The following is a 19,370-nucleotide window of genomic DNA, read 5'->3' as shown; positions in this document are numbered from 1 at the left end:
GCTTTATTTCCCCTGTTTCTTGTAGCCACATCTGCTGATATAGAGACAACGCGGGTCAAACGAAAACACCGCGGTCAGCAGGAAAGCAAGAGCACCAAATGCCCACAGCGCAATGCCAGGCAGTACGGTTGCCATACTCGTCAGTTTGACGAACGCAACGATGACACCGAGCAGAAATACCTCCACCATTACCCATGGTCGCAAGACCTGGATCAGGCGTCCCGATAAATTAAACGTTGTTGGGTGTCCAAATCTTCTAAATCTGATTGGAAAGGTAAGCAAATAAATCAAAGCCAGAAGTTGAATCAAGGGAAACAGAATTGTTGTGGCCAACACCAGCAATGCCACGAAGAGCATCCCCTCGCCTCTCAAGGAACGGACCGAGCCTATAAGCGTTGCCTGGCTGAACAAACCACTCCGCAGTTCCAGTTCAAGGATTGGAAAGACGTTTGCAACGAGATACATACATAAGCCGGCAATTGCCAGTGGCAAGACATGCCTGCGCTGAGCACGCCTGTCGCGTTCCAGCTCGGCGCCGCAACGGCGGCAGAATGCGACTTCGCTGCGGCCCAGCGCTAATCTGCGATAAACCGCATCGCATTCTTCACAAGCAATCAAGCCAGGCACTTCCCGCATGGTTAATTTATTGAGATTGTCTTTCATTCATACAATGTGGACTCCAAATGACATTCCTGAATGATGGCTTCTCGGAGTCGACATACCCTATATATATACTGTAGTAGTTAATATGATGACTTGCATCGATGCAGACGAGGGGGTCGAACGGACGTGCCGGATGATAAATCGCGCTGGCTTTTATCCGGATGACCGGGTCAATTCCTCAGAGAAGAAGCAGGATGAGAATGCGATGGGGTGTGATCCGCACAAACGAACAGAGGTATAGAGGTGCGGTAAATCGGAGACGAATGCCTATCGGCTACCCGGCCTTGAATCATCTTGAGTACGCTGAGTACGCCAGGGCATCCGGTTTCCCGGAGCCACTACTATAATATTTTCATTAGCTACTCAGCCGAAAACGAAGTGATTGTAAATATTGTCCATTGAGTGAGGCCATTCAGTGTCGCAGGTGAAATTAAGCAACAAGCTTGATCGCCCGGTCGATAACGACTACGACCATACGCTCGGGCCAGCGAACGTTGAAATAACCCTGGTGGAGTACGGAAGCTACGCATGCTCGTATTGCCGCGCTGCGAATGAAAGAATCGCTGAGGTTCGTGATCAGCTGGGCGATCGCCTTCGTTATGTATTCCGGCATTACCCTCTGGCTGGAAGCGATATTGCTCTCCGCGCTGCCGAGCTGGTGGAGCATGCGAAAGACACCAAAAGCTTTTGGGATGCCCACATCGCGTTGATGACACGTTCCGAAACGTTGACGGAGGAGGATTTGGTTGCGGTTGCCCACGATCTGGGGGTGCCCTTGCCAGATCCTGTCAAAGCCGGAGAAGCCGATGAGCGCGCCAAGGCGCGCGTCCAGGCAGACGTAAAGAGCGCCTAGGTCAGTCACGCTTTTATCACGCCGACATTCTTTATCAACGGTCGGCGCTATGATGACCCATGGGATGAAAGCTCTTTCGCCGATGCGATGCTTGGTTAGCCAGGGCACCGGTTACGGGGTGCCGCTCTCGACTTTGCCGACTGGGCGCCTTCCGCAGGTATCCTGCTCTTACTGGCAACGATCCTTGCTGTGGTTCTTACGAATTCCGGCCTTGGGCCCTCTTTCGCGGCACTATGGGAGCTGTATCTGGGCGTTTCACTCGGTAGCGCCGAGTTCAAGATGTCCTTACTCCATTGGATCAATGACGGTCTGCTCATGATCTTCTTCCTGGTCGTGGGGCTGGAAATCAAGCGAGAATTCACGGTGGGCCGCCTCGCCAGCGTACAATCGGGGCGTTGCCGGTTGCTGCAGCTATCGGCGGCATGGTGGTGCCGGCGATCGTTTATCTGCTATTGATTCCTGCAGGAGCCTGGTCCCACGGTTGGGGGGTTCCGACGACAACCGATAGGGCGTTCGCCGTGGCGCTGATCATGATGATGGGAAATCGCGTCCCGGCTGAGTTACGTATCTTCCTGACAGCGGCGGCTATGGGTCGATGATATTGGAGCAATCGTCCTCAGGTCATCGCGGTTGAGGCTTTCGAAGCCCCCTGTAGCTCATCCGGAAAAGTGATTACAAAATGAGCTGGCCTTTATCTGCTATTAATAACTCCGAGAGCGATCAGAATCCAAGCTTCACTATCTGCATTGATACTGCAATAAACCGCCGTCAAAATAGAAGCTTCGATACAACTGGGAAGGAGTTATGCCTAAATACGCCGTCTATACGAGAACTCTTACAGGACATGTCAAACGAGTAAGAAATTTTTCCAGCAATTATCCCCACGATCTTTTGAAGCGCCATTTCCATCAAGGATCGCTCACGGGTTTTCCAGAAAACACCGTATTCTGGATAAACCCTGAAGGCCCTAGCATCGGCTTTGCGCCGCGCCTCGAAGTACAAAAAACAGCTGATTAAGAAAAGGCAGAAACAAAAAAACCAGCCGAGTTAGGAGCTGGTTTCAAAATGAGCATTGCTCAGTCGATCCGTTCGCCCTGTTTGCTGCTCTGAGAATGACAGGTTTACTTCCAATGAGAAGGAAAGAACTTTTAATGAACCCTCATCTATTCTCGATCTGGGTGGTACTGTTTTTAGCCTCGACAGAGGGCTCGCCTACCCCGGACCTACTCCGGAATCAGTACCGATCTAAAGTGGAAAATTCCGGCTTCGTAGGCCTGCCCACCGATATCGGGGAGTAGATCGCTGAATGCTAACTACAGGCCCTGAGAAGGGCCTGTAACTGCAGCTGGATGGAGTGGGGTAGGCTGCTTCGCGTGATCGGCGATGAGCTACATGTAGAACGATTTGTTACCGTGTGCTGTCCGAGCCAGCGATACGGTTAGCAACCTCTGGTGAGCTTGTAGAGCTTCCCGTTCTCACTCAGCCGATAAACCCTCTTGTCTTTCATACCGGCCTTAACCGTGACGCATTTCGTAAAATCTGCGAGATCGCCGAGGTGGGCCGTGACCTTCACCGCATGCGAGCAGTGGTTGTTGTAGTAGACGGTGGTTGGGAGATTGCCTTCCACCCATGAGAAATTGGCTGTATCTCCGGGCATCTCGCATGCGACAGTGAAGTGGCGTTTCTCTTGATCTTCGGCGGCCGAATCGGCACCTTGGGGTGCGGCTGATTCATTTGCAGCCACTATGGCGGGGGCTGTACTGACTAAGAGGAGGATGATCACTGTAGTTCCTATCCCGATTGCCAGCGTTATCCTGAGCTTTTCCATGTCGTTTCCTCTCCTATATATGAACTCCTTTAAAGAGCTTTTCCATAAATCGCAATTTGGAGAATCCTGCGATTCCCTTTCATTGCACGAAGCCTATTTATAGAACAAAAGATCCGTGGATGCTTTCGACAAGATATCCTTCCCCTTCCCTCTAGCAGCCTGTAATCAGATGAGGATATCTTCCTGAAGGCGAAAATCTCCTGTCTGGTCGCGACCAGAGATTTATAAGCGTGGAAACCGGGATTACAGAGGGATCAAGAGGAATTCGATCCGGTAAGAGTCTTGTTCATCAGGAACGAAGAGGTCATTCCTGGAGTTACCTCAAAAACTTTTCAATCATGCTGCTCATAGAAATTCCTGTGGCATTCTTCATGATCGATCACAGCCTTTCCTTAATGTAGTGCAACAACTTACATTTTCCTCATTCGCTTTATTTGTTCGAGCACGATTTGATCCAGAGCACTAGAAGTGCCCATCGCCATACAGCTTCCAGTCCCGCTGGCAGCTTGGGTGCCCAGAACATCTGCGGCAATGCCACATACGAGGGTAGCTACAGAAACAGGTGCTTGCACAGTGGCTGGGATCTGATTGACATCAACATTGATGTCTTTCGCAATATCGTTCGCGACGTTTCTGAGATCCACACTGATCAGGCCAGGCTGCGCCTGAACAACTGTATTTGGCCCCATACTGAATAATATAGCTGCGCCGATTCCTGCTAATACCGCCTTTGCAGTCTTCATGATAAAACTCCTTTTCCCTCTCTTATATAAAGATTTCTCAGCTATTCAAAAATTTATAGCCAAGGGTATGCGGCTTTCAGGGTTTATTTAGATATAGCACCTCATGCCCGGAGCGCAAGAGACAATCGCACCTCTAAAGCACCGAGGACTAGAGGGATGCCGGACACAACGACTGTGAGTTGCTGCTTTAGCAACGCAAGTTTCTCGATGACGTGACAGTCATCACTCGCGTAAGCTGCCGTGATGGTAAAGGCAAAGAGCAAACCAAAGCCGATATGATGTCGCATCGGTCTCATCGTTGAGTAACCAGGATGATTGAGGAAGAGCAGGAAACAACGTCCCGCATGGCCAAGCTGCTAAAAGTCACACTACACTTTGCATAGATCCTCGAACTGAAAAGGATGAGGATTTTGATACTTCAGGCTGTGCTTGAGGGTGGTTATATGTCGAAATAATTAATATTGGACATGAAAACAACATCTTTTGATGATCGTTACTTCGGTCTGGAAGGGAAATCTTCCTGATGACGTTCTCCACTGCTGATGTTCCCACTTCCGCTCACGTCCATGATATAAATTTTGCCTGCGCCGCGCTGATAGGTATTGGCGGCCTGCATGACCGTGCTGAAAATATCGTCCACTTGCTCATCGGAAGCAAAAATTTCGATGCGTTTTTTCAGCATATAAGGATCGAAACTGCTATCGGCGATCCGCTCTCCGCCAAACCCGTAGCAATCGGAGACGCTCATGCCCGGGAAATCTGGAATTTCAAGTAATGCCTGCGTTACTTTGGATAACATGAAGGGTTCAATGTACGCGCGGATTTCTTTCACGGAATCACCTTGGTTTTAACCCACTCTTCGGAGGTGCGGTAAAGTACGGGGAGCATGGTCAGGGTCAAAAGAGTCGCACTGATCAATCCTCCGATGATTACCACTGCAAAAGGCTTGACTGTTTCCGAGCCGACACTGGTGGACAACGCAGCGGGCAAAAGACCGAGCATTGCCATGAGAGCAGTCATTACGACTGGCCGGAGCCGGCTGATGGAACCTTGAACAACCGCTTCAGCTATCGGAACTCCTTCGCGCCTGAGCGAGTTGATCTGTGAGAGCAGAATGACGCCGTTCTGTACGGCAATACCGAACAGGGCGATAAATCCGACCGCTGCGGAAACGCTCAGGTGAATGCCGGTGAGCAACAGCGCAATCAACCCCCCGATCAGCGAAAACGGGACATTGAGTACAATCAACGAAGCATTTCTGACCGAACGGAAAGTCCAGAACAGCAGTACAAAAATCAGGGCAAAGCTTACCGGAACGATGATGGAAAGCCGCTTCATTGCACGTTGCTGATTTTCGAACTGGCCACTCCAGACCATGCGATAGCTCGGCTCGAGCACCACCTGGCGGGCAACTTCCTGTTGCGCTTCCGCAACAAAGCTTCCCAGATCACGGCCGATCAGATTGCATTTGATGGCAATGCGGCGCATGTTGTTCTCGCGCGTGATTCTGGCTGCCCCCTGATTTATTCTGATATCTGCCAGTTCCGCCAGTGGAATGCGGCTGCCATTCGAGGATAGAACAGTAATGTTTTCGATTGTGCTCACCGAGTCACGCGCCGATTTGTCCAGCCGGACTGTAACATCGAAGCGGCGCTCACCCTCAAGCATCTGCGTCGCGGGCAGGCCGCCCACGGCCATGGCGATGACATCTTCCACCTGCGTGATATTCATGCCGTAACGCGCAATCTTTTCCCTGTCGATCGAAATAATCAGCTGAGTCAATCCGGACTGCTGCTCCGCCGCCACATCTGTGGCCCCTTCGATGGAGCGGAGAATGCCAGTAACCTGATCCGCTTTTTCCTGAAGTATGTCGAGATTGCTTCCGAATATCTTGATGGAGATCTCGCCTTTTACGCCGGAAATTGCCTCTTCCACGTTATCCTGGATGATCTGGGAAAAATTAAGCTGCAGTCCCGGAAATGCTGCCAGTTTTTTCTCCATGACGGCTACCAGCTCATCCTTGTTGCGATAGCGCCAGGTTTCCCTGGGTTTGAGATCAATCAGGATTTCAAGATTGTTGAAGCCCTTGGGATCGGTTCCATCCTCGGGACGCCCCAATTGCGTGACGATGGATTTCACCTCCGGGAGCTCGGAGAGGCGAGCGCGTATATCCCTTTCCAATTCTTTTGCTTTGTTCAATGACACTGACGTCGGCAAAGTGATGGTCAGCCAGACATTCCCCTCATCCAGTTTAGGCATGAATTCGGTGCCTATCAGTGGCCATGTAGCCAGAGAGAGGGCCAGCATGATACCCGCGCTGGAAAACAGCTTGTAGGGATGGCGAAGCGCTGCCTGCAGGATGCGCAGGTACCCCTCTTCCATTTTCCGGATGAGCGGATTGGGCAACTCCACGAGATGCGGTCCGAGCAAATAACTCAGCAGTACGGGGACCAGCGTCATGCTGATGATCAGTGAACCGAGAAGCGCAAAGGTCAGCGTGAACGCCATGGGAGAAAAAATTTTCTCCTCCACCTGCTGGAAGGTAAAGATGGGTATGAAGGCGATGATAAGAATAGCCTTCGAGAAAAGGATGGGGCGGGCCATCTCTGCCGTCGTTATCAGCATGGACTGGCGCATGTGCGCCTTGCTTGCTCCCTGATGCATGTCTAGGCTCACCTTGACCATAATGGCTTCGACCAGGACTACGGCGCTATCCACAATGATGCCGAAATCCACCGCTCCCAGGGAAATGAGGTTCGCGGAGACATGCATCATGTCGATCAGTATGAATGCAACCAGCAGCGAAAGCGGCACGACCGTGATAACGACCAGAGACGCCCAGAATCGGCGAAGAAAGATGATCAGCACGAGAAGGATGAGCACTATTCCCTCTATCATGTTGTGCCCGACCGTATTGACGGTATGCTGGATCAGCTCGGTGCGGTCATAAATGGGAATTATCCTCACCCCGGGAGGCAGCCCATAACTGTTGAGATATTCGATCTTTTCCTTTACTCCGTTCAATACAACAGTTGCATTCTTGCCTTTGATCAGCAACACGATGCCTTGCACCACGTCGTCGAGCTCGTTGAAGCCCACTATGCCGGTGCGGGGCTGCGGGCCAATAGCGACCGTGGCGACATTCTTCACAAAGACAGGAATGCCTTCACGGGTGACAATGACGATATTTTCAATCTCATCTATCGATTTTAATAAACCGGTTCCCCGCACAATCATTGCCTCGCTGCCGTGCTCGATATAGCCCCCGCCAGTATTCGCATTGTTGGAGGATATAGCCTCGTACACGTCGGATAGCGTCAGGTTGTAATTCCTGAGCTTGCCGGAATCAACCTGGACCTGGTATTGCTTGATTCCTCCTCCAAACGCGACGACGTCCGCCACCCCTTGGACCGAGCGGAGCGTGGGCTCGACCAGCCAGTCCTGTAGAGCCCGTTGCTCTACCAGTGGCATCCTGGCTGCTTCTATCCGATAGCGGTAGATTTCGCCGATACCCGTTGTCAATGGGCCTAAGGTGGGCTTTACGCCTGCAGGCAGGCTGACTGCTTTAAGCCGCTCCAGTACCTGCTGGCGGGAAAAGTAGTCTTCGGCATCATCATCGAAGGTGAGCGTTACCACCGATAGCCCGAAGATGGATATGGACCGCATGTTGATCATATGCGGCAGCCCGTTCATTTCCTTTTCTATCGGCAGACTAATGAGCTTTTCCACTTCCTCGGGGGCTTGGCCGGGATATTGGGTTACAACCTGGACAAACACATTCTGCACATCGGGAAAAGCCTGAACAGGAAGGTGCTCGAATGAGAGAACGCCTATCACCGCCAGCACTATCGACGTGCTGATGATTAACAGCCGCTGCTGCAGGCAAAAAGCGATGAGCTTGCCAATCATCGCTGGTCTTGCCTTTTTTGTAGGGCGCTGCCTTGCTCGGCGCGCAGCAACAGCGCACCTTCAATCACGACATGTTCACCCGGGTTCAGGCCCTCATGAATGACGGCACGATCCTTTAGGCGGGGGCCCACCTTGACCGGGCGTTTCTGGTAGTGGTGATTGCCCATATTCACATATACCCAGTCAGAGTCATAGCGCAATTAAAAAAAGCGCGAGACCGAGCAGTGAAAATTGGCCATGGACGAAGCGCGTCGCTCACCAGCACAACAATCGCTCCGGATACAGGCACGACACGATTTTACCAACGCCTCCCTTGACCATACTGTACCTAGATCCAATTGCTGACTCTGTATTGAGGCATAAAATAGCTCGCTTTGTTGTTATTGCAAAAAGAGTAGAACATCGAGTTCTATAGAAGAGTATGAGCTAGACCTCGGGAACCGCAAGGCGTCCCGTGGCGGAGAGTCTTCTTCTTCAACGGACGACGAGTCCTTCATCAAATACCCAGGAAGTCGCTTCGACGATCCTTGAGTAACAGGAGATTACTTTGGAAAGAACTTGGCGTGACGCCATTATTCGAGTTTTGCGTGAAGCACAGAAGCCGCTTGAATATGCGGAAATCGCTGAACGAATCCTGACCCAAGGCTACTACGAGACGGATGGCGCCACACCTCGTGCCACAGTAAATGCGCAGATAACAAGCTCAATCAGGCGCGGGGGAGAGGCATCGCCATTCGTTAAGATTGCGAGAGGAGTATTCGGTCTGAGAGAGATGGCGAATGCAGAGTCTGCCGCCATTCAGCCGCCAGTAATAGTCTCCTCCGAAGCATTTGTAGCAGTAACTGAAGCGGAAGTTGAGAATTCTGATTCCATCATTCGCTCTTTTGGCATGTATTGGCAACGGGATCTGGTTATCGCGGTGATCCAAAGATATTTGGCAAGCAGCAGGCAATGGCAACCCCTGTTGATTTTGGCAGGCAGAAAGGTATCTACATCCTCTATGACCATCATACTGTTGTGTATGTCGAGGTCGATCGACAGGCCCCTCGGACGAAGGCTTTATGAGCACACCATTGATCGACTTGGAAGCCGTTGGAACCGATTCTCATGGTTCGGGCTACTTGACGTCACGCCGGAGGGTGGCCTGCGTGAACTCCCCCTGGTACCAAGCCTCGTCTCAATGATCGGCACGCTTGAAGCACTTTTGATCGAGTCCCTCGAACCCCCACAGAATAGAAAGCGCGGGGACGACTTCTCTGCGGTAGAGCACATCCAGGATATTGACCCTGAAATACATGAGCGTGAAATCCAGAATACCCTGCGGTCGATTGAGCAAAACATGCGTGGCAATTCATGATAATTGTGTATTGGGTATAGCTGAACCAACCTAGTGCTATCATCTAATATCAAATGAATCGACGGCGAAATCATTGCCCCCGTTACCGCCTTCCTGAAAAATAAGGGTGAGATAGTCAATAGATTTGAAGTCATTTTCAGTAGGAGGCTCTCCGGTTTTGCCTGAACGAAAATCAGCCAGAGGGAAAGAGACATCAAAGCTACTACCTATGACGGGCGGAGTTACCTGTTTGCTAATCTGAAAAACCTCTCTGGACGATGTGACTGCCTGAATAATTACGTCGACCTGGTTCTGCATGTCGATTGAATGGAAGTGCAGCGTGAATTGGCCATTAGCCAAGTCCTGGCTCAAGTCCAGATTTAGTGGTGTCACGCTTCCGTGTTGCTCAATCCCATAGGACACTTGGAGCCTACTTGCCGCATGCACGCCGTCCTCAACGATCAGGTGCCCTTTCGTGACTGCGGACCTGCCTGTTCTGCTCAATGAAGGGTTGATTTGATCGACTCTATGAACGACGTGGCGCTGCCCGCCTAGCATTGAACCTTTCTGGATATATAGTTCAGATTCGGATACCAGGGACGCCCCCTGATATGGACCGGTGTTAAAGTCATCAATTGTTCTGGGCGCTGCCTGAACAAACTGAGCTAAAAGCATCAACATCGTAATATTAATGGCGTTGGTTAATGGTTTCATCGACTTTCTCCAAAAGAGGGAAAAGTACTAAAGGGCCGAGTGCCCTATTCTGCAACGGCTTGCGATCTAGCCGTCGCATCCTCCGACGAGGTGGCGTTTAACTTCCATTGTTCAACTTAGTTGATGAAATTGAAGCTGTCAAAGACAGGCTGCGGCACGCACCTGAGACTTTAAACGCCGGACAGCTTTAGGCATCGGTAGGAAAGCTAGAGGTTTTGGCTGCGCGTTTACGAAATCAATCCGAAGACGTTGGACCTATAAAGTAGACAAGGAAAGGCTCTGCGCTTTCAGGGGACTTACAGGCTTCAGCAGTTCTTTCCTGTTGCTATATGGATCAGCATGGTTGATTTCCCTGCTCATCACGCGCCACCGCATGAATCCTTCAGTCGGCAGCGACCTGTTCAGGGCAAGGTGAGCTGCTTCCTAGCCGGCGTCTCCAGATCATCCAGCGCCAAGCATCCTCTGGCTTGAAAAATACGGCCGCTAGTCATGGAGAACGCACAAAAACGTAATGTTGTAAATCTGAGGTGCACCCCATCATGACAAATTTGCCTGACACTTTTGTCCCCTATTTTTGTCAAGATAGACTTTTGATTACTATTAATTGACACTCCTCAGTGAGAGCTATAGACTCTATCCTGACAAATCATGGTGGGAAGTTTGAGTGAGTAGAATGGCCCGATGAGGGAGCGATCTGTTCGAACAATGGCCTAACTGCCATTTAACATGGATATTACAGGGCCTCGAATGGAAAAATTATTGCTTACATTATTAGTGGCGGGCTCGACGATATTGGGGGGATGCACCGGGATTCCCAATGGGGTTACCCCGGTCAAGAACTTCGAAGTCCAGCGATACCTGGGAGAGTGGTATGAAATCGCACGCTTGGAGCATTCCTTTGAGAAAGGTTTGTGCGGCATTACGGCTAATTATAGCCTCCGTGATGATGGGGGTCTCCGGGTCTTGAACCGCGGATATGATCCACAAAAAAGAGAGTGGCGAAAGGCAGAAGGTAAAGCCTATTTCATGAAAAGTCCCGAAATTGGCTATCTCAAGGTGTCATTCTTTGGTCCATTTTACGGTTCATATGTGATATTCGATGTGAATGAAGCGGATTATCGGTATTCGTTCGTGAGCGGAGCGGATAAAAGTTATTTATGGCTTCTTGCAAGAGCATCTCGCGTCGAAGATGAGGTATTGGACAGGTTCATAAAAAAGGCTGATATGCTTGGCTTCGATACAGCCAAACTTATTTATGTGGAACACGGGGCTCGCTGCGGCGGCACAATGTTGCAGAAGGATGGCGAAAAGGACGCATGAGATGATCAAAGGCCCCTGCCATTTTTACGAAGATAAAGAAGTCTAACGGAAGAACCAATTTGACTATTTTGTGAGGGACTCAATATGAGCCTTTAGCCTTTCTATTTCTTTCTCCGCGAGAACTTGCTTGGTGACATCATATTGCACGCCCAAATAATAAAGTACCCGCCCCTCCGAATCGAACAACGGGGTAATGGCTAAGCGGTTATAAAACAACTCTCCGGTTTTACGATAGTTCCTTAATGTAACTTCTATGGGCTGTGCATTTTTTATCGCATTGCGTATGAGGCCTTTTTCCTCTTGTTTCTGATCTGTGCCTTGCAAGAAACGGCAATTCTTTCCTATGGTTTCTTCCTGCCTATATCCCGTCATCACCGCAAACGCGTTGTTGGCATAAACCAATGGCAAATCTTCCAGGTCAGGATCCGCTAACGTTACTCCATTCACACAAGAATCCAGAATAGCGCATAGAGTTCGAGGAATTAATCCCGGGTCTTTATCATCCATAAAAAACATTATTCTCTCCTATACTATTTCTATTCTGCTGAAAGTGCTCCTCCAGAGAGGAAGCAACATTCACTAGCGATCAGGTCCGAGTAGGCATATCCGCGATCTCCGCTTCAACCAATTTCTTAATACTTCTTACAGTTTTTTCAGTTCCCTCCTGTACCGCTATACGGATAAGTTTCTCGAAAGGTCTCATGAACATCTCCAGACTATGCAGCTCGAAGGTAAAAGTGATGCGGCTTGCAGAGGGAGGATTGGATGGCTCAAAAACGTAATCGCACCGGTAGGGGTTGGATACTCCTTCAAAGCATATACGCTGCCCTGGGTGAAATGCCATGACTTTGAACGTCGATTCCGAACGTCTACCCTGGTCGACCCGAACCTGGTGGCACATAGTTCCCACCTTTACAGGTCCCTCAGTTAATGGCTTCAACTCGACAACTTCTGGTGACCATCGAGGATAATTGGTGAGGAAATTAGCACCAACAAAATCAAAAACATCCTGAGGAGGCCGTTGAATCAAGGCGTTTGCTTTCCCGATCACAGGAGTATCCTTAAACATGCCAAGCATTAACCATTTCCTCCGTTATTTTTCCGCATAGAAGGCATTGTAGTACAGTGCTTTTTCGGTGTCAGACTTGAGCACATCAGAAGAAGCTCGGTTCTCTGACGGAGTGGCATTCAAGAAGAGTGAGAATGGTGGTTATGACTATAGAAAAGGAAGGGTAGTTGCCTCCATTGGTCAAACAATCCACACTGATATCGACCTGGCCATGAATGCGAACGCCTGGGGATGCCTCCCGAAATACAGCCCCTCAAATTTTGCTGGAGACAGGTGGCCCATGTATGCCTGGTCGTCGCGGCTGCGCTGCCTCCATGCATCCTTATAGACATACTGTCAGGCTCCATTCGGAGCGCCTTCAGCCAAAGAGGAGACATTATCGTATATGAGTAAATATAGAGTAGGGAACCTTGACTGAGAGACCCCCTAGGGCTTTTAGGTGGAAGGGGGTCTAGATTGCTTCTGTTCCCGGAAATTTTTCCGGCACTTGACGCCTTCAAGTTCCTCGGGCTGTGCCTCGAAGCCGGCAGTTTGATCGATCTTTGATGTTCTAGCGTAGACGATGATCATTTGTCCTCACACGGATTAAAGATGCTGTGATAGAGAGCCTGATGTGCCCCCGGTGGTAGTGCCAGGGGCGTTCTAGCAAAGTCCCAGTTAAAAATCAGTTTTTGTTTCTTTCACAGCCTTTATTTCTTTATGCATGCGGCGGTTGGCGGCGAATTCTGCCGGAGTTTGATAATTCAATGCGCTGTGCGGTCGATGCTCGTTGTAGTCGCGCCGCCAGGCTGATATCCGAATCCGTGCCTCAGCCAGGCTGGTAAACCAGTGATCGTTCAAGCACTCATCCCGAAACCGACCGTTGAAGCTCTCGATGTACGCATTTTGCGTCGGCTTGCCCGCCTCAATCAATTTGAGCTGGACGCCATTCTTATAAGCCCACTGATCCAGTGCCTTGCTGGTGAACTCCGGTCCCTGATCGGTGCGAATGGCCAAGGGCAACCCACGAAACGTGCCGCCCGCTCCAGGACACGCACGACATATTGTCCTGAAATGCCATGTTCAGCTACCAGATCAATGGATTCCTTGGTAAAGTCATCAACGATGGTCAATACCTTGATGCGTCTGCCATTCGCCAGTGCATCACAGATGAAATCCATTGACCATACCTCATTGGGCTGGCTTGGCAATGCCAATCGCTCACGCTCAACTGCTACGCCCCCTCGCCTGCGTCGGCGCTTTACTGCTAATCCGGCAGCCTGGTAAAGGCGAAAGATACGTTTGTGATTGGCTTCAACACCCTCACGCCGCAGCAGAGCATGAATGCGTCGATAACCAAAACGGCGACGTTCAGAAGCCAACTCAACCATTCGACCTTGCAACCGCTCATTCTCCAGCCGCACCTTGGGCATGTAGTGCAATACCGTACGTGATATATCCACAAGCAGGCAGGCACAGCGTTCGGAAACGTTCGTCTGCTCAAGCATCGCCATCACTGCCTCACGCTTGGCCTGTGGAGTTAATGCTTTCGGCCCAAAGCAACCTTCAAGGCTTGACCATCCAGAAGCGACTCGGCTAAAAGCTTCTTGAGCTGAGCATTCTCTGCTTCAAGATCTCGCAACCGCTTGGCATCCGATACTGTCATCCCACCAAACTTGGCACGCCAAGTGTAAAACGCCGCATCGGAAAAACCATGCTGGCGGCACAATTCCCTGACCGGAATGCCTCCATCTGCCTGCTTCAGAAATCCAATAATTTGCTCATCCGTAAATCGCTTCTTCACGTCCGTTCTCCTCTCGAAAAACGAACTTTACTAGATTCCAAATGGCACGTTTTAGGGGGAGCACATCAGTTCAAGTATTTGACCTGCCGGTGCACAGTATCCGGCGGACACTTTCCTTCCGCTTTTAATTCGGCAAGGGCGGACTTGTAAGCGGGCGCCTTGTCGGTATTGATAGCACCGGTACGCCACCAGGGCTTCATGGATTTCAGGGCTTTGCCCAGAAAACGTTTGGCAGCGTGGGTATTGCGAGTAGCGGAGAGATAGAAATCAATCGTATGGCCTTTTTTATCAAGCGCCCGGTAGAGATACGTCCATTCCCCTTTTACTTTTACGTAGGTTTCATCCACCCGCCAACTGTAGCCCACGGAAGGTTTCCAATGCCACTCAGGCGCTTTTCCATTTCAGCGCGTAGTGCTAAACCCAACGGTAGAGCGTCGTGTGATCCACATTAAGACACGTTCCAGCATCATTTCCGCCAAATCACGATAGCTGATCCCGTATTTGCAATACCACCTGATACAACTCGGAATCATCTCCCCACGGAAATGACGCCACTTAAAATCTGACATTTGAGGATCTGTCCTGAAAAATACAATGGTGCACCTCGCTTCTCTAAATGTGGACCGGACTACTTTGTATCGGGCATTTCAGCGAACGCCTTAATAATTTACCAGCCCCAATTCTATTTCTGCAATTATGAATTACCTCCTCCTCTAAGCATTTCTCGTAATTTAATCGCTGCTTGGACTATTTCGCGCGGGCCGGGCTCGGGCGCGTCCCGGTAGCGCGCATCCACCTCGTCATAGCAGGCAATCACCTCTTCCTTCCCGCCGAGTTCCCACAGCACCAACCCCTTGTTGAAGAGCGCCCTGGCGACCGATTCTCGCAGGGCGGGCTCGGGCGCGTCCCGGTAGCCCCCGATCACCTCGTCACAGCAGGCGACCGCCTCATTATTTCTGCTGAGTTCCCCCAGGGCGCCCCCCTTGTTGACCAGCGCTTGGGCGACCTGTTCGCGCAGGGCAAGCTCGGTCGCATCCCGGTAGCCCGATCACTTCGTCATAGCAGTCGATCGCCTCATCAAGTCTGCCAAGCTGTCCTAAGGTGACTGCCTTGTTGACGAACGCGTTGGCGACATGTTCGCGCACGTCCCGGTAGCGCCCGATCACGTCGTCATAGCAGATGATTGCTTTATCAAGCCTGCCCACTGCTTCAGCACGACGGATAGGGACGGTTTCCTCAGCGTGTTCGGAGATACCGCCATCATCATCGACGGTATTGCGCCCTATCGCTGGTTGAACCCAAATGCTCCCGCCAATTGGCTCGCTGACGTCGAGAAATGGCGCGAGGACCTCGGCGTGACCTCTGAGCACTTGTCCTTCGAGTTGGGCTTTTGGAATGTCGAGGGCGCGTACGCATATGCGGTCATATTGGGGACTCTCACAGTTACTATCAGGGGCAGCTCCGTCGTTCGCACCGGTACCCTCGCATATACGTTCAGGAACATCGATGGGGTCTGGAAGATTGAGGTGCAGGCTTGGGGCCGCACGTCGTAACCTATTTTTGAGCGTGTGGATGATGGTTTGGAAGCGGTCTAGCCTTCGAATCGCACCTCTTCCAGTAAGGTGGAATAACCGGCTATTGAGCACCTTGGTACGATAGTACCGAAGGGTTTGATGAAAGCGTTCTAATTCGGCTTACCCCGCTGAATGAAACGTAATTTATTGCACCAAATCGGCCAGCGTGAAGTGCACAGCTGGGCGAACCCACAGGGGGCAATATAATTCGATGGTGGCCCACAACGAGGGATACTCGCCGCGGTGCTCCAGCACCATGCGCACAGCGCGTTCACGTACTTCGGGGGAAAATTTGTTCTGTTTCTTCATGGCTCCATTCTCTCAGATGTTGGAGCCTCTACAAAACCCGGGGCGGTTCAGTATTTACATTTGCTTTCATAACACCGGCACGAGAGTCGAACCCACTTTACGCTGCTCTTCAACGGTGAATTGTATGGACACGTAACTCGCTGCGTAGAGGATACGTTTGCTGTTGGTTAATTCCATCTGTTTGCTCCTTCCGATAAACCTGAAACTTCGTGCGTGCTTACTAAATAGGGGCAACTCTACACACCAAGTTGAATTGACATTACATCAAAATAACCTATCGTCAAATAGGACATACCCTAGTCCAAGATTTTCCCTTTGCCATTTGTAAGTAACAATATCCATTACCTAATGGAGGTTAACAAATGAGTAGATCATTCCATATATTGGCTCTTTTTGATCCAGCTTTTCTTTGGCATATGACTCATAGTGATGATCCATTTGATCCTTGGGATTCATCAAAATTGAAAAGGGTCAATACTATCCCAGGGAAGGCTTTTAACAATATTGCGTGTGCAGTTAATCAAAATGATGATTTACAGGTATGTTCTGTGACTCAGGATGGAGGATTATTCCACGCTATTCGCGGGGGAGGTGATGGGACCTGATCTCCTTGGGGTGATGTTATCGCAGAGATAAAGAGAGAGCATCCGGGGAGTAGCAATCCAACGCTGGTTGTGCACATCGCCTGCTCCACAAATCAAGGTAACGACTTGCATGTATGCGCTGTGAATAAGGACGGGGAGCTATTCCATACTATTCGCCGGGGAAATGATGGGACCTGGTTTCCTTGGGGTAACGTCATCGCAGAGATAAAGAGAGAGCATCCGAGTACTACTATCGATCCAGTGCCAGTTGGGCCAATCGCTTGTTCCGTAAATCCCGCTGATGGAAATTTGCATGTTAGCCTTGCGACTGCTGTGCAGGGTCTTCCTACAGATGGCAGATGGTGGTATGCATTCCGTTTCAGTAATACAGGCGGATGGTATTTTCTTGTAAATGTAGATGTGGAGGGCTATCTAATTGATATATGTACAGGCCATTGACCTTGATGAATACTGCATATACACCTTCCCTATAGAATGCAGTGACAGTGCGTTTACATAATCGCATTCTGACTTGCAAAGGGATTATCGCAGCAGGTCAGCATGTCAAATTGCTGGGGTAAGCCAACTTAAACGTGTCACTCATTTAGCCGGGGCGCTGAAGACGGATTGAGAAGGTTCAGGAGCGGGAGTTTTCGCCTCCGTCCCTAGGACATTTATTGTTTGTACGTTGAAAAATGGAAGCCAGGCCTGCCACGCTAGAACAGGAACTGGCAGCCGTGGAGCGGTCGGAAACGAGCTGCCCGACCTGACCTGCTATTGATTTACGAATCGGCGCTCTATCACATCTCTTTAAGATGTGTGAGAGCAAATGATCATTGGCTAGCGGTTTGCCACGAATGGATAGATGGGATTAAGCAGGAATCTATTTCGTGAGACTACGGACGTATTGAAGGATTAAGGAGTGCGACCTTTTATCACAGTCGGGTTTCTGCGATGGTGTAGACAGGCAATGACGACAGGCACCTCCTCTACCTTGAACCATATTCCGTAGGGGAACCTCTTCATATTTGCCCGACGCGCATCTTTGACTAATGCCGGGTAGAGCAGAGGATTGCTTTCAATCATTTCCAAAGCTTCCTCGACCTTGGAGATAAAATCATTACCTAATCCCGGACGCTGCTTTTCGTACCAGTCTCTTGCTTGTGCCACATCATTGAATGCCTGAAGAGTAACGATCAAGGCGCAAGCTGACGCAGCGCGTCCCTCCACGGCAGGGCCGTTTTCTTGTCTTCATCGTATGTCTTCAGTCGGGATTCTACTTCGTCCCTCACTTCTGGAGACACCGGGATATGATCTTCTTCAAGACTTTCCGATAACAGGTCCATCAGCTCAAGCTTCTGATCCGCTGTAAGGGCCTTTACATCTTCTTTTGTGAGCATCTTCATGATGCGACCTCCTCCAGACTTTCTGCACGGGCAGCAGGCAGGTGATTGTAGAGAGTTGATAGGGAAACACCAAGACGCTTCGCAACCTCTGCTACCGTTATCGCCGGATCCTTCAACAGGGCTTTTGCGGCCTGTAAATCTTTATCAGATAACAGCCTCGGTCTGCCACCAATGCGGCCCCGTTCCTGTGCTGACTTCAAGCCTGCTTTGGTCCGATCCCGGATAACCCCCCGTTCAAATTCGGCCAGCGCGGCGAAAATGTGAAAGACCAGTTTTCCGCTTGCTGAGCTGGTGTCAATCGGGTCCTGCAAGGATTTCAACCCGATCCCCCGGGTCTCGAAATCCTCGACCGTTTCAATCAGTTGTTTCATGGACCGGGCAAGACGGTCCAGCTTCCAGACTATCAGAATATCCCCTGCACGCATGTACGACAGCGCAGCCTTCAGCTCCGGTCTGTCCCGCTGAGCACCTGGGGCTTTTTCCTGAAAGATTTTCTCGCAACCCTCTTTCGTCAGGGCGTCGATCTGCAAAGCCAAATCCTGATCCTGAGTACTGACCCGCGCATATCCAATTTTCATTTTTACCTTTTTCTTCTCCAAAAACTCGTCTCCATGTTAGCTTTTTGGAGAGATTGTTTCAAGATACAGTTTTTGGATACCTTTAGGGCTAAAAAGACAGAAATTTGCCTTGCCCCTTATACCTCCCAATAAACGGTCGTTTTATGGAAATGTAATGGGAAATAGGGAGGCGAGGAAAGAAACGTTTTTATGAAGAGAATTCAGTTCTCCTCCGCTCTATCCTTAAAGAACAGGACGAAGGGCCGCTTGCCAGAATTAAGTTCACTAACCAAAATATCCATAACTACCCCGACAAGGTCGAGATTAATACTATCCTATAGCCAATCCTACCCGGCTTACTGGCGGGTCTATTAATCGCTTGCCCTTGTGCCTTTGGAAAGACTGGAAGATGTGCTGTGGACTGTCCAAGTAGCAGATTGCGTCCCGGGATGGGGATTCCACAACCTAAAGTATCTGCGCTACTGCGCCGCGACTCGAGATACATTGAAAGTGATTCGTTGAAAGAGGAAATATTGAAAAAAGTGAAAGGGCAGGATGTAAAGGAGTAGCGAAAGGAAGTCTTTATGCTACTTATCGACTCGCCCAAAAAGGGCAATATTGCAGAATAAGAGACGAGAGCTCAATAACGTTGTAAATTCTCCATCTTCTTTCGTCTCGCCATAAACCCGATCAAGCCCAAACCTGCAAGCATCAAGGCATAG

General features: G+C 50.2%; 23 protein-coding genes and 3 pseudogenes. 7 read left to right on the top strand and 19 right to left on the bottom strand.

The window, feature by feature from the left end; translation table 11 throughout:
* Positions 1-3: 3 nt before the first annotated feature.
* Positions 4-663: a paraquat-inducible protein A gene (locus BMY01_RS14560; protein WP_254772767.1), complete on the bottom strand. Its 660-nt coding sequence runs from the start codon at positions 661-663 to the stop codon at positions 4-6.
* Between the two features lie 415 nt (positions 664-1,078).
* Here BMY01_RS14560 and BMY01_RS18445 point away from each other — a divergent pair, with 415 nt between their 5' ends.
* The 3 genes and pseudogenes from BMY01_RS18445 (at position 1,079) to BMY01_RS14540 (ending at position 2,533) form a co-directional block, all read left to right on the top strand.
* Positions 1,079-1,516: a DsbA family protein gene (locus BMY01_RS18445; protein ID WP_074748837.1), complete on the top strand. Its 438-nt coding sequence runs from the start codon at positions 1,079-1,081 to the stop codon at positions 1,514-1,516.
* Positions 1,517-1,705: 189 nt separating this feature from the next.
* A pseudogene (locus BMY01_RS18865) lies at positions 1,706-2,115 on the top strand (Na+/H+ antiporter NhaA).
* A 205-nt stretch (positions 2,116-2,320) separates the two neighbouring features.
* Positions 2,321-2,533 (top strand): hypothetical protein, encoded by a 213-nt coding sequence (locus BMY01_RS14540; RefSeq protein ID WP_074748831.1) that lies wholly within the window; start codon positions 2,321-2,323, stop codon positions 2,531-2,533.
* 421 nt (positions 2,534-2,954) lie between these two features.
* Here BMY01_RS14540 and BMY01_RS14535 read toward each other — a convergent pair whose 3' ends face one another.
* The 6 genes from BMY01_RS14535 to BMY01_RS17890 form a co-directional block, all read right to left on the bottom strand.
* Entirely contained in the window at positions 2,955-3,344 is a 390-nt protein-coding gene (locus BMY01_RS14535) for a hypothetical protein (protein ID WP_074748830.1), read from the bottom strand.
* Between the two features lie 410 nt (positions 3,345-3,754).
* The gene (locus tag BMY01_RS14530) at positions 3,755-4,087 is read right to left on the bottom strand and encodes a hypothetical protein (protein ID WP_074748828.1); all 333 of its coding nucleotides are present in this window, start codon (positions 4,085-4,087) and stop codon (positions 3,755-3,757) included.
* Between the two features lie 101 nt (positions 4,088-4,188).
* Positions 4,189-4,374 (bottom strand): hypothetical protein, encoded by a 186-nt coding sequence (locus tag BMY01_RS14525; protein WP_074748827.1) that lies wholly within the window; start codon positions 4,372-4,374, stop codon positions 4,189-4,191.
* Between the two features lie 206 nt (positions 4,375-4,580).
* Positions 4,581-4,919 carry a P-II family nitrogen regulator gene (locus BMY01_RS14520; protein ID WP_074748825.1) on the bottom strand — a complete coding sequence of 113 codons (339 nt, stop codon included), beginning with the start codon at positions 4,917-4,919 and terminating at the stop codon, positions 4,581-4,583.
* Positions 4,916-7,996 (bottom strand): efflux RND transporter permease subunit, encoded by a 3,081-nt coding sequence (locus BMY01_RS14515; protein ID WP_074748823.1) that lies wholly within the window; start codon positions 7,994-7,996, stop codon positions 4,916-4,918. Before BMY01_RS14515 ends, BMY01_RS14520 begins: the two co-directional genes overlap by 4 nt.
* Entirely contained in the window at positions 7,993-8,196 is a 204-nt protein-coding gene (locus BMY01_RS17890; RefSeq protein WP_175463285.1) for a permuted SH3 domain-containing protein, read from the bottom strand. The genes BMY01_RS14515 and BMY01_RS17890 overlap by 4 nt, the downstream gene beginning before the upstream one ends.
* Positions 8,197-8,543: 347 nt before the next feature.
* On the opposite strand from BMY01_RS17890, the gene BMY01_RS14510 reads away from it, so the two are divergent.
* A complete protein-coding gene (locus BMY01_RS14510; RefSeq protein WP_217638681.1) occupies positions 8,544-9,353 on the top strand; it encodes a winged helix-turn-helix domain-containing protein in 810 nt (269 codons plus the stop codon).
* A gap of 39 nt (positions 9,354-9,392) precedes the next feature.
* Here the strand turns inward: BMY01_RS14510 and BMY01_RS14505 are convergent, their stop codons facing one another.
* Positions 9,393-10,046 (bottom strand): hypothetical protein, encoded by a 654-nt coding sequence (locus BMY01_RS14505; protein ID WP_074748821.1) that lies wholly within the window; start codon positions 10,044-10,046, stop codon positions 9,393-9,395.
* A gap of 759 nt (positions 10,047-10,805) precedes the next feature.
* On the opposite strand from BMY01_RS14505, the gene BMY01_RS14500 reads away from it, so the two are divergent.
* Positions 10,806-11,366 (top strand): lipocalin family protein, encoded by a 561-nt coding sequence (locus BMY01_RS14500; protein WP_368086247.1) that lies wholly within the window; start codon positions 10,806-10,808, stop codon positions 11,364-11,366.
* Between the two features lie 63 nt (positions 11,367-11,429).
* Here the strand turns inward: BMY01_RS14500 and BMY01_RS14495 are convergent, their stop codons facing one another.
* The 6 genes and pseudogenes from BMY01_RS14495 to BMY01_RS18860 all read right to left on the bottom strand — a co-directional run bounded on the left by BMY01_RS14495 (position 11,430) and on the right by BMY01_RS18860 (position 15,363).
* Positions 11,430-11,882, bottom strand: coding sequence for a PAS domain-containing protein (locus BMY01_RS14495; RefSeq protein WP_074748817.1), 453 nt, complete (start codon positions 11,880-11,882; stop codon positions 11,430-11,432).
* Positions 11,883-11,952: 70 nt separating this feature from the next.
* Positions 11,953-12,435: an SRPBCC family protein gene (locus BMY01_RS14490; RefSeq protein WP_368086246.1), complete on the bottom strand. Its 483-nt coding sequence runs from the start codon at positions 12,433-12,435 to the stop codon at positions 11,953-11,955.
* 664 nt (positions 12,436-13,099) lie between these two features.
* A pseudogene (locus BMY01_RS17570) lies at positions 13,100-14,218 on the bottom strand (IS3 family transposase).
* 68 nt (positions 14,219-14,286) lie between these two features.
* A pseudogene (locus BMY01_RS18430) lies at positions 14,287-14,787 on the bottom strand (IS6 family transposase); the annotation flags it as partial.
* 125 nt (positions 14,788-14,912) lie between these two features.
* Complete coding sequence (locus BMY01_RS14470; RefSeq protein ID WP_074748809.1) at positions 14,913-15,143, bottom strand: hypothetical protein; 231 nt, start codon at positions 15,141-15,143, stop codon at positions 14,913-14,915.
* A gap of 25 nt (positions 15,144-15,168) precedes the next feature.
* Positions 15,169-15,363, bottom strand: coding sequence for a tetratricopeptide repeat protein (locus BMY01_RS18860; RefSeq protein ID WP_368086250.1), 195 nt, complete (start codon positions 15,361-15,363; stop codon positions 15,169-15,171).
* On the opposite strand from BMY01_RS18860, the gene BMY01_RS17885 reads away from it, so the two are divergent.
* Positions 15,352-15,771, top strand: coding sequence for a hypothetical protein (locus tag BMY01_RS17885; protein ID WP_074748807.1), 420 nt, complete (start codon positions 15,352-15,354; stop codon positions 15,769-15,771). The genes BMY01_RS18860 and BMY01_RS17885 overlap by 12 nt on opposite strands.
* A gap of 165 nt (positions 15,772-15,936) precedes the next feature.
* On the opposite strand, the gene BMY01_RS17880 is transcribed toward BMY01_RS17885, so the two are convergent.
* Entirely contained in the window at positions 15,937-16,101 is a 165-nt protein-coding gene (locus tag BMY01_RS17880) for a hypothetical protein (protein ID WP_175463284.1), read from the bottom strand.
* A 362-nt stretch (positions 16,102-16,463) separates the two neighbouring features.
* Between BMY01_RS17880 and BMY01_RS17560 the strand changes: the two genes are divergently transcribed.
* On the top strand, positions 16,464-16,706 hold the full coding sequence (locus tag BMY01_RS17560; protein WP_139176935.1) for a hypothetical protein: 243 nt from the start codon (positions 16,464-16,466) through the stop codon (positions 16,704-16,706).
* 894 nt (positions 16,707-17,600) lie between these two features.
* Here the strand turns inward: BMY01_RS17560 and BMY01_RS14455 are convergent.
* The 4 genes from BMY01_RS14455 to BMY01_RS18855 form a co-directional block, all read right to left on the bottom strand.
* Positions 17,601-17,885 (bottom strand): type II toxin-antitoxin system RelE/ParE family toxin, encoded by a 285-nt coding sequence (locus BMY01_RS14455; RefSeq protein ID WP_074748803.1) that lies wholly within the window; start codon positions 17,883-17,885, stop codon positions 17,601-17,603.
* Positions 17,882-18,091, bottom strand: coding sequence for an addiction module protein (locus tag BMY01_RS14450; protein ID WP_074748801.1), 210 nt, complete (start codon positions 18,089-18,091; stop codon positions 17,882-17,884). Before BMY01_RS14450 ends, BMY01_RS14455 begins: the two co-directional genes overlap by 4 nt.
* On the bottom strand, positions 18,088-18,669 hold the full coding sequence (locus BMY01_RS14445; protein WP_074748800.1) for a recombinase family protein: 582 nt from the start codon (positions 18,667-18,669) through the stop codon (positions 18,088-18,090). Before BMY01_RS14445 ends, BMY01_RS14450 begins: the two co-directional genes overlap by 4 nt.
* Before the next feature lie 619 nt (positions 18,670-19,288).
* Positions 19,289-19,370, bottom strand: an 82-nt coding sequence (locus BMY01_RS18855) for a PEP-CTERM sorting domain-containing protein (RefSeq protein WP_139176940.1), incomplete at its 5' end; no start/stop codon positions are given.

Origin of the sequence: Nitrosospira multiformis, assembly GCF_900110185.1 — a bacterium.
GTDB lineage: Bacteria > Pseudomonadota > Gammaproteobacteria > Burkholderiales > Nitrosomonadaceae > Nitrosospira > Nitrosospira multiformis_A.
This window is presented reverse-complemented; position numbering and strand designations above follow the sequence as displayed.

Coding starts and splice junctions, on each gene's coding strand:
- BMY01_RS14525 (WP_074748827.1), bottom strand. CDS start 4,374: ATGCGACATCATATCGGCTTTGGTTTGCTCTTTGCCTTTACCATCACG.
- BMY01_RS14535 (WP_074748830.1), bottom strand. CDS start 3,344: ATGGAAAAGCTCAGGATAACGCTGGCAATCGGGATAGGAACTACAGTG.
- BMY01_RS14540 (WP_074748831.1), top strand. CDS start 2,321: ATGCCTAAATACGCCGTCTATACGAGAACTCTTACAGGACATGTCAAA.
- BMY01_RS17885 (WP_074748807.1), top strand. CDS start 15,352: ATGTTCGCGCACGTCCCGGTAGCGCCCGATCACGTCGTCATAGCAGAT.
- BMY01_RS14445 (WP_074748800.1), bottom strand. CDS start 18,669: ATGAAAATTGGATATGCGCGGGTCAGTACTCAGGATCAGGATTTGGCT.
- BMY01_RS14560 (WP_254772767.1), bottom strand. CDS start 663: ATGAAAGACAATCTCAATAAATTAACCATGCGGGAAGTGCCTGGCTTG.
- BMY01_RS14505 (WP_074748821.1), bottom strand. CDS start 10,046: ATGAAACCATTAACCAACGCCATTAATATTACGATGTTGATGCTTTTA.
- BMY01_RS17560 (WP_139176935.1), top strand. CDS start 16,464: ATGAGTAGATCATTCCATATATTGGCTCTTTTTGATCCAGCTTTTCTT.
- BMY01_RS14530 (WP_074748828.1), bottom strand. CDS start 4,087: ATGAAGACTGCAAAGGCGGTATTAGCAGGAATCGGCGCAGCTATATTA.
- BMY01_RS14490 (WP_368086246.1), bottom strand. CDS start 12,435: ATGTTTAAGGATACTCCTGTGATCGGGAAAGCAAACGCCTTGATTCAA.
- BMY01_RS14495 (WP_074748817.1), bottom strand. CDS start 11,882: ATGTTTTTTATGGATGATAAAGACCCGGGATTAATTCCTCGAACTCTA.
- BMY01_RS14515 (WP_074748823.1), bottom strand. CDS start 7,996: ATGATTGGCAAGCTCATCGCTTTTTGCCTGCAGCAGCGGCTGTTAATC.
- BMY01_RS17880 (WP_175463284.1), bottom strand. CDS start 16,101: ATGAAGAAACAGAACAAATTTTCCCCCGAAGTACGTGAACGCGCTGTG.
- BMY01_RS14450 (WP_074748801.1), bottom strand. CDS start 18,091: ATGAAGATGCTCACAAAAGAAGATGTAAAGGCCCTTACAGCGGATCAG.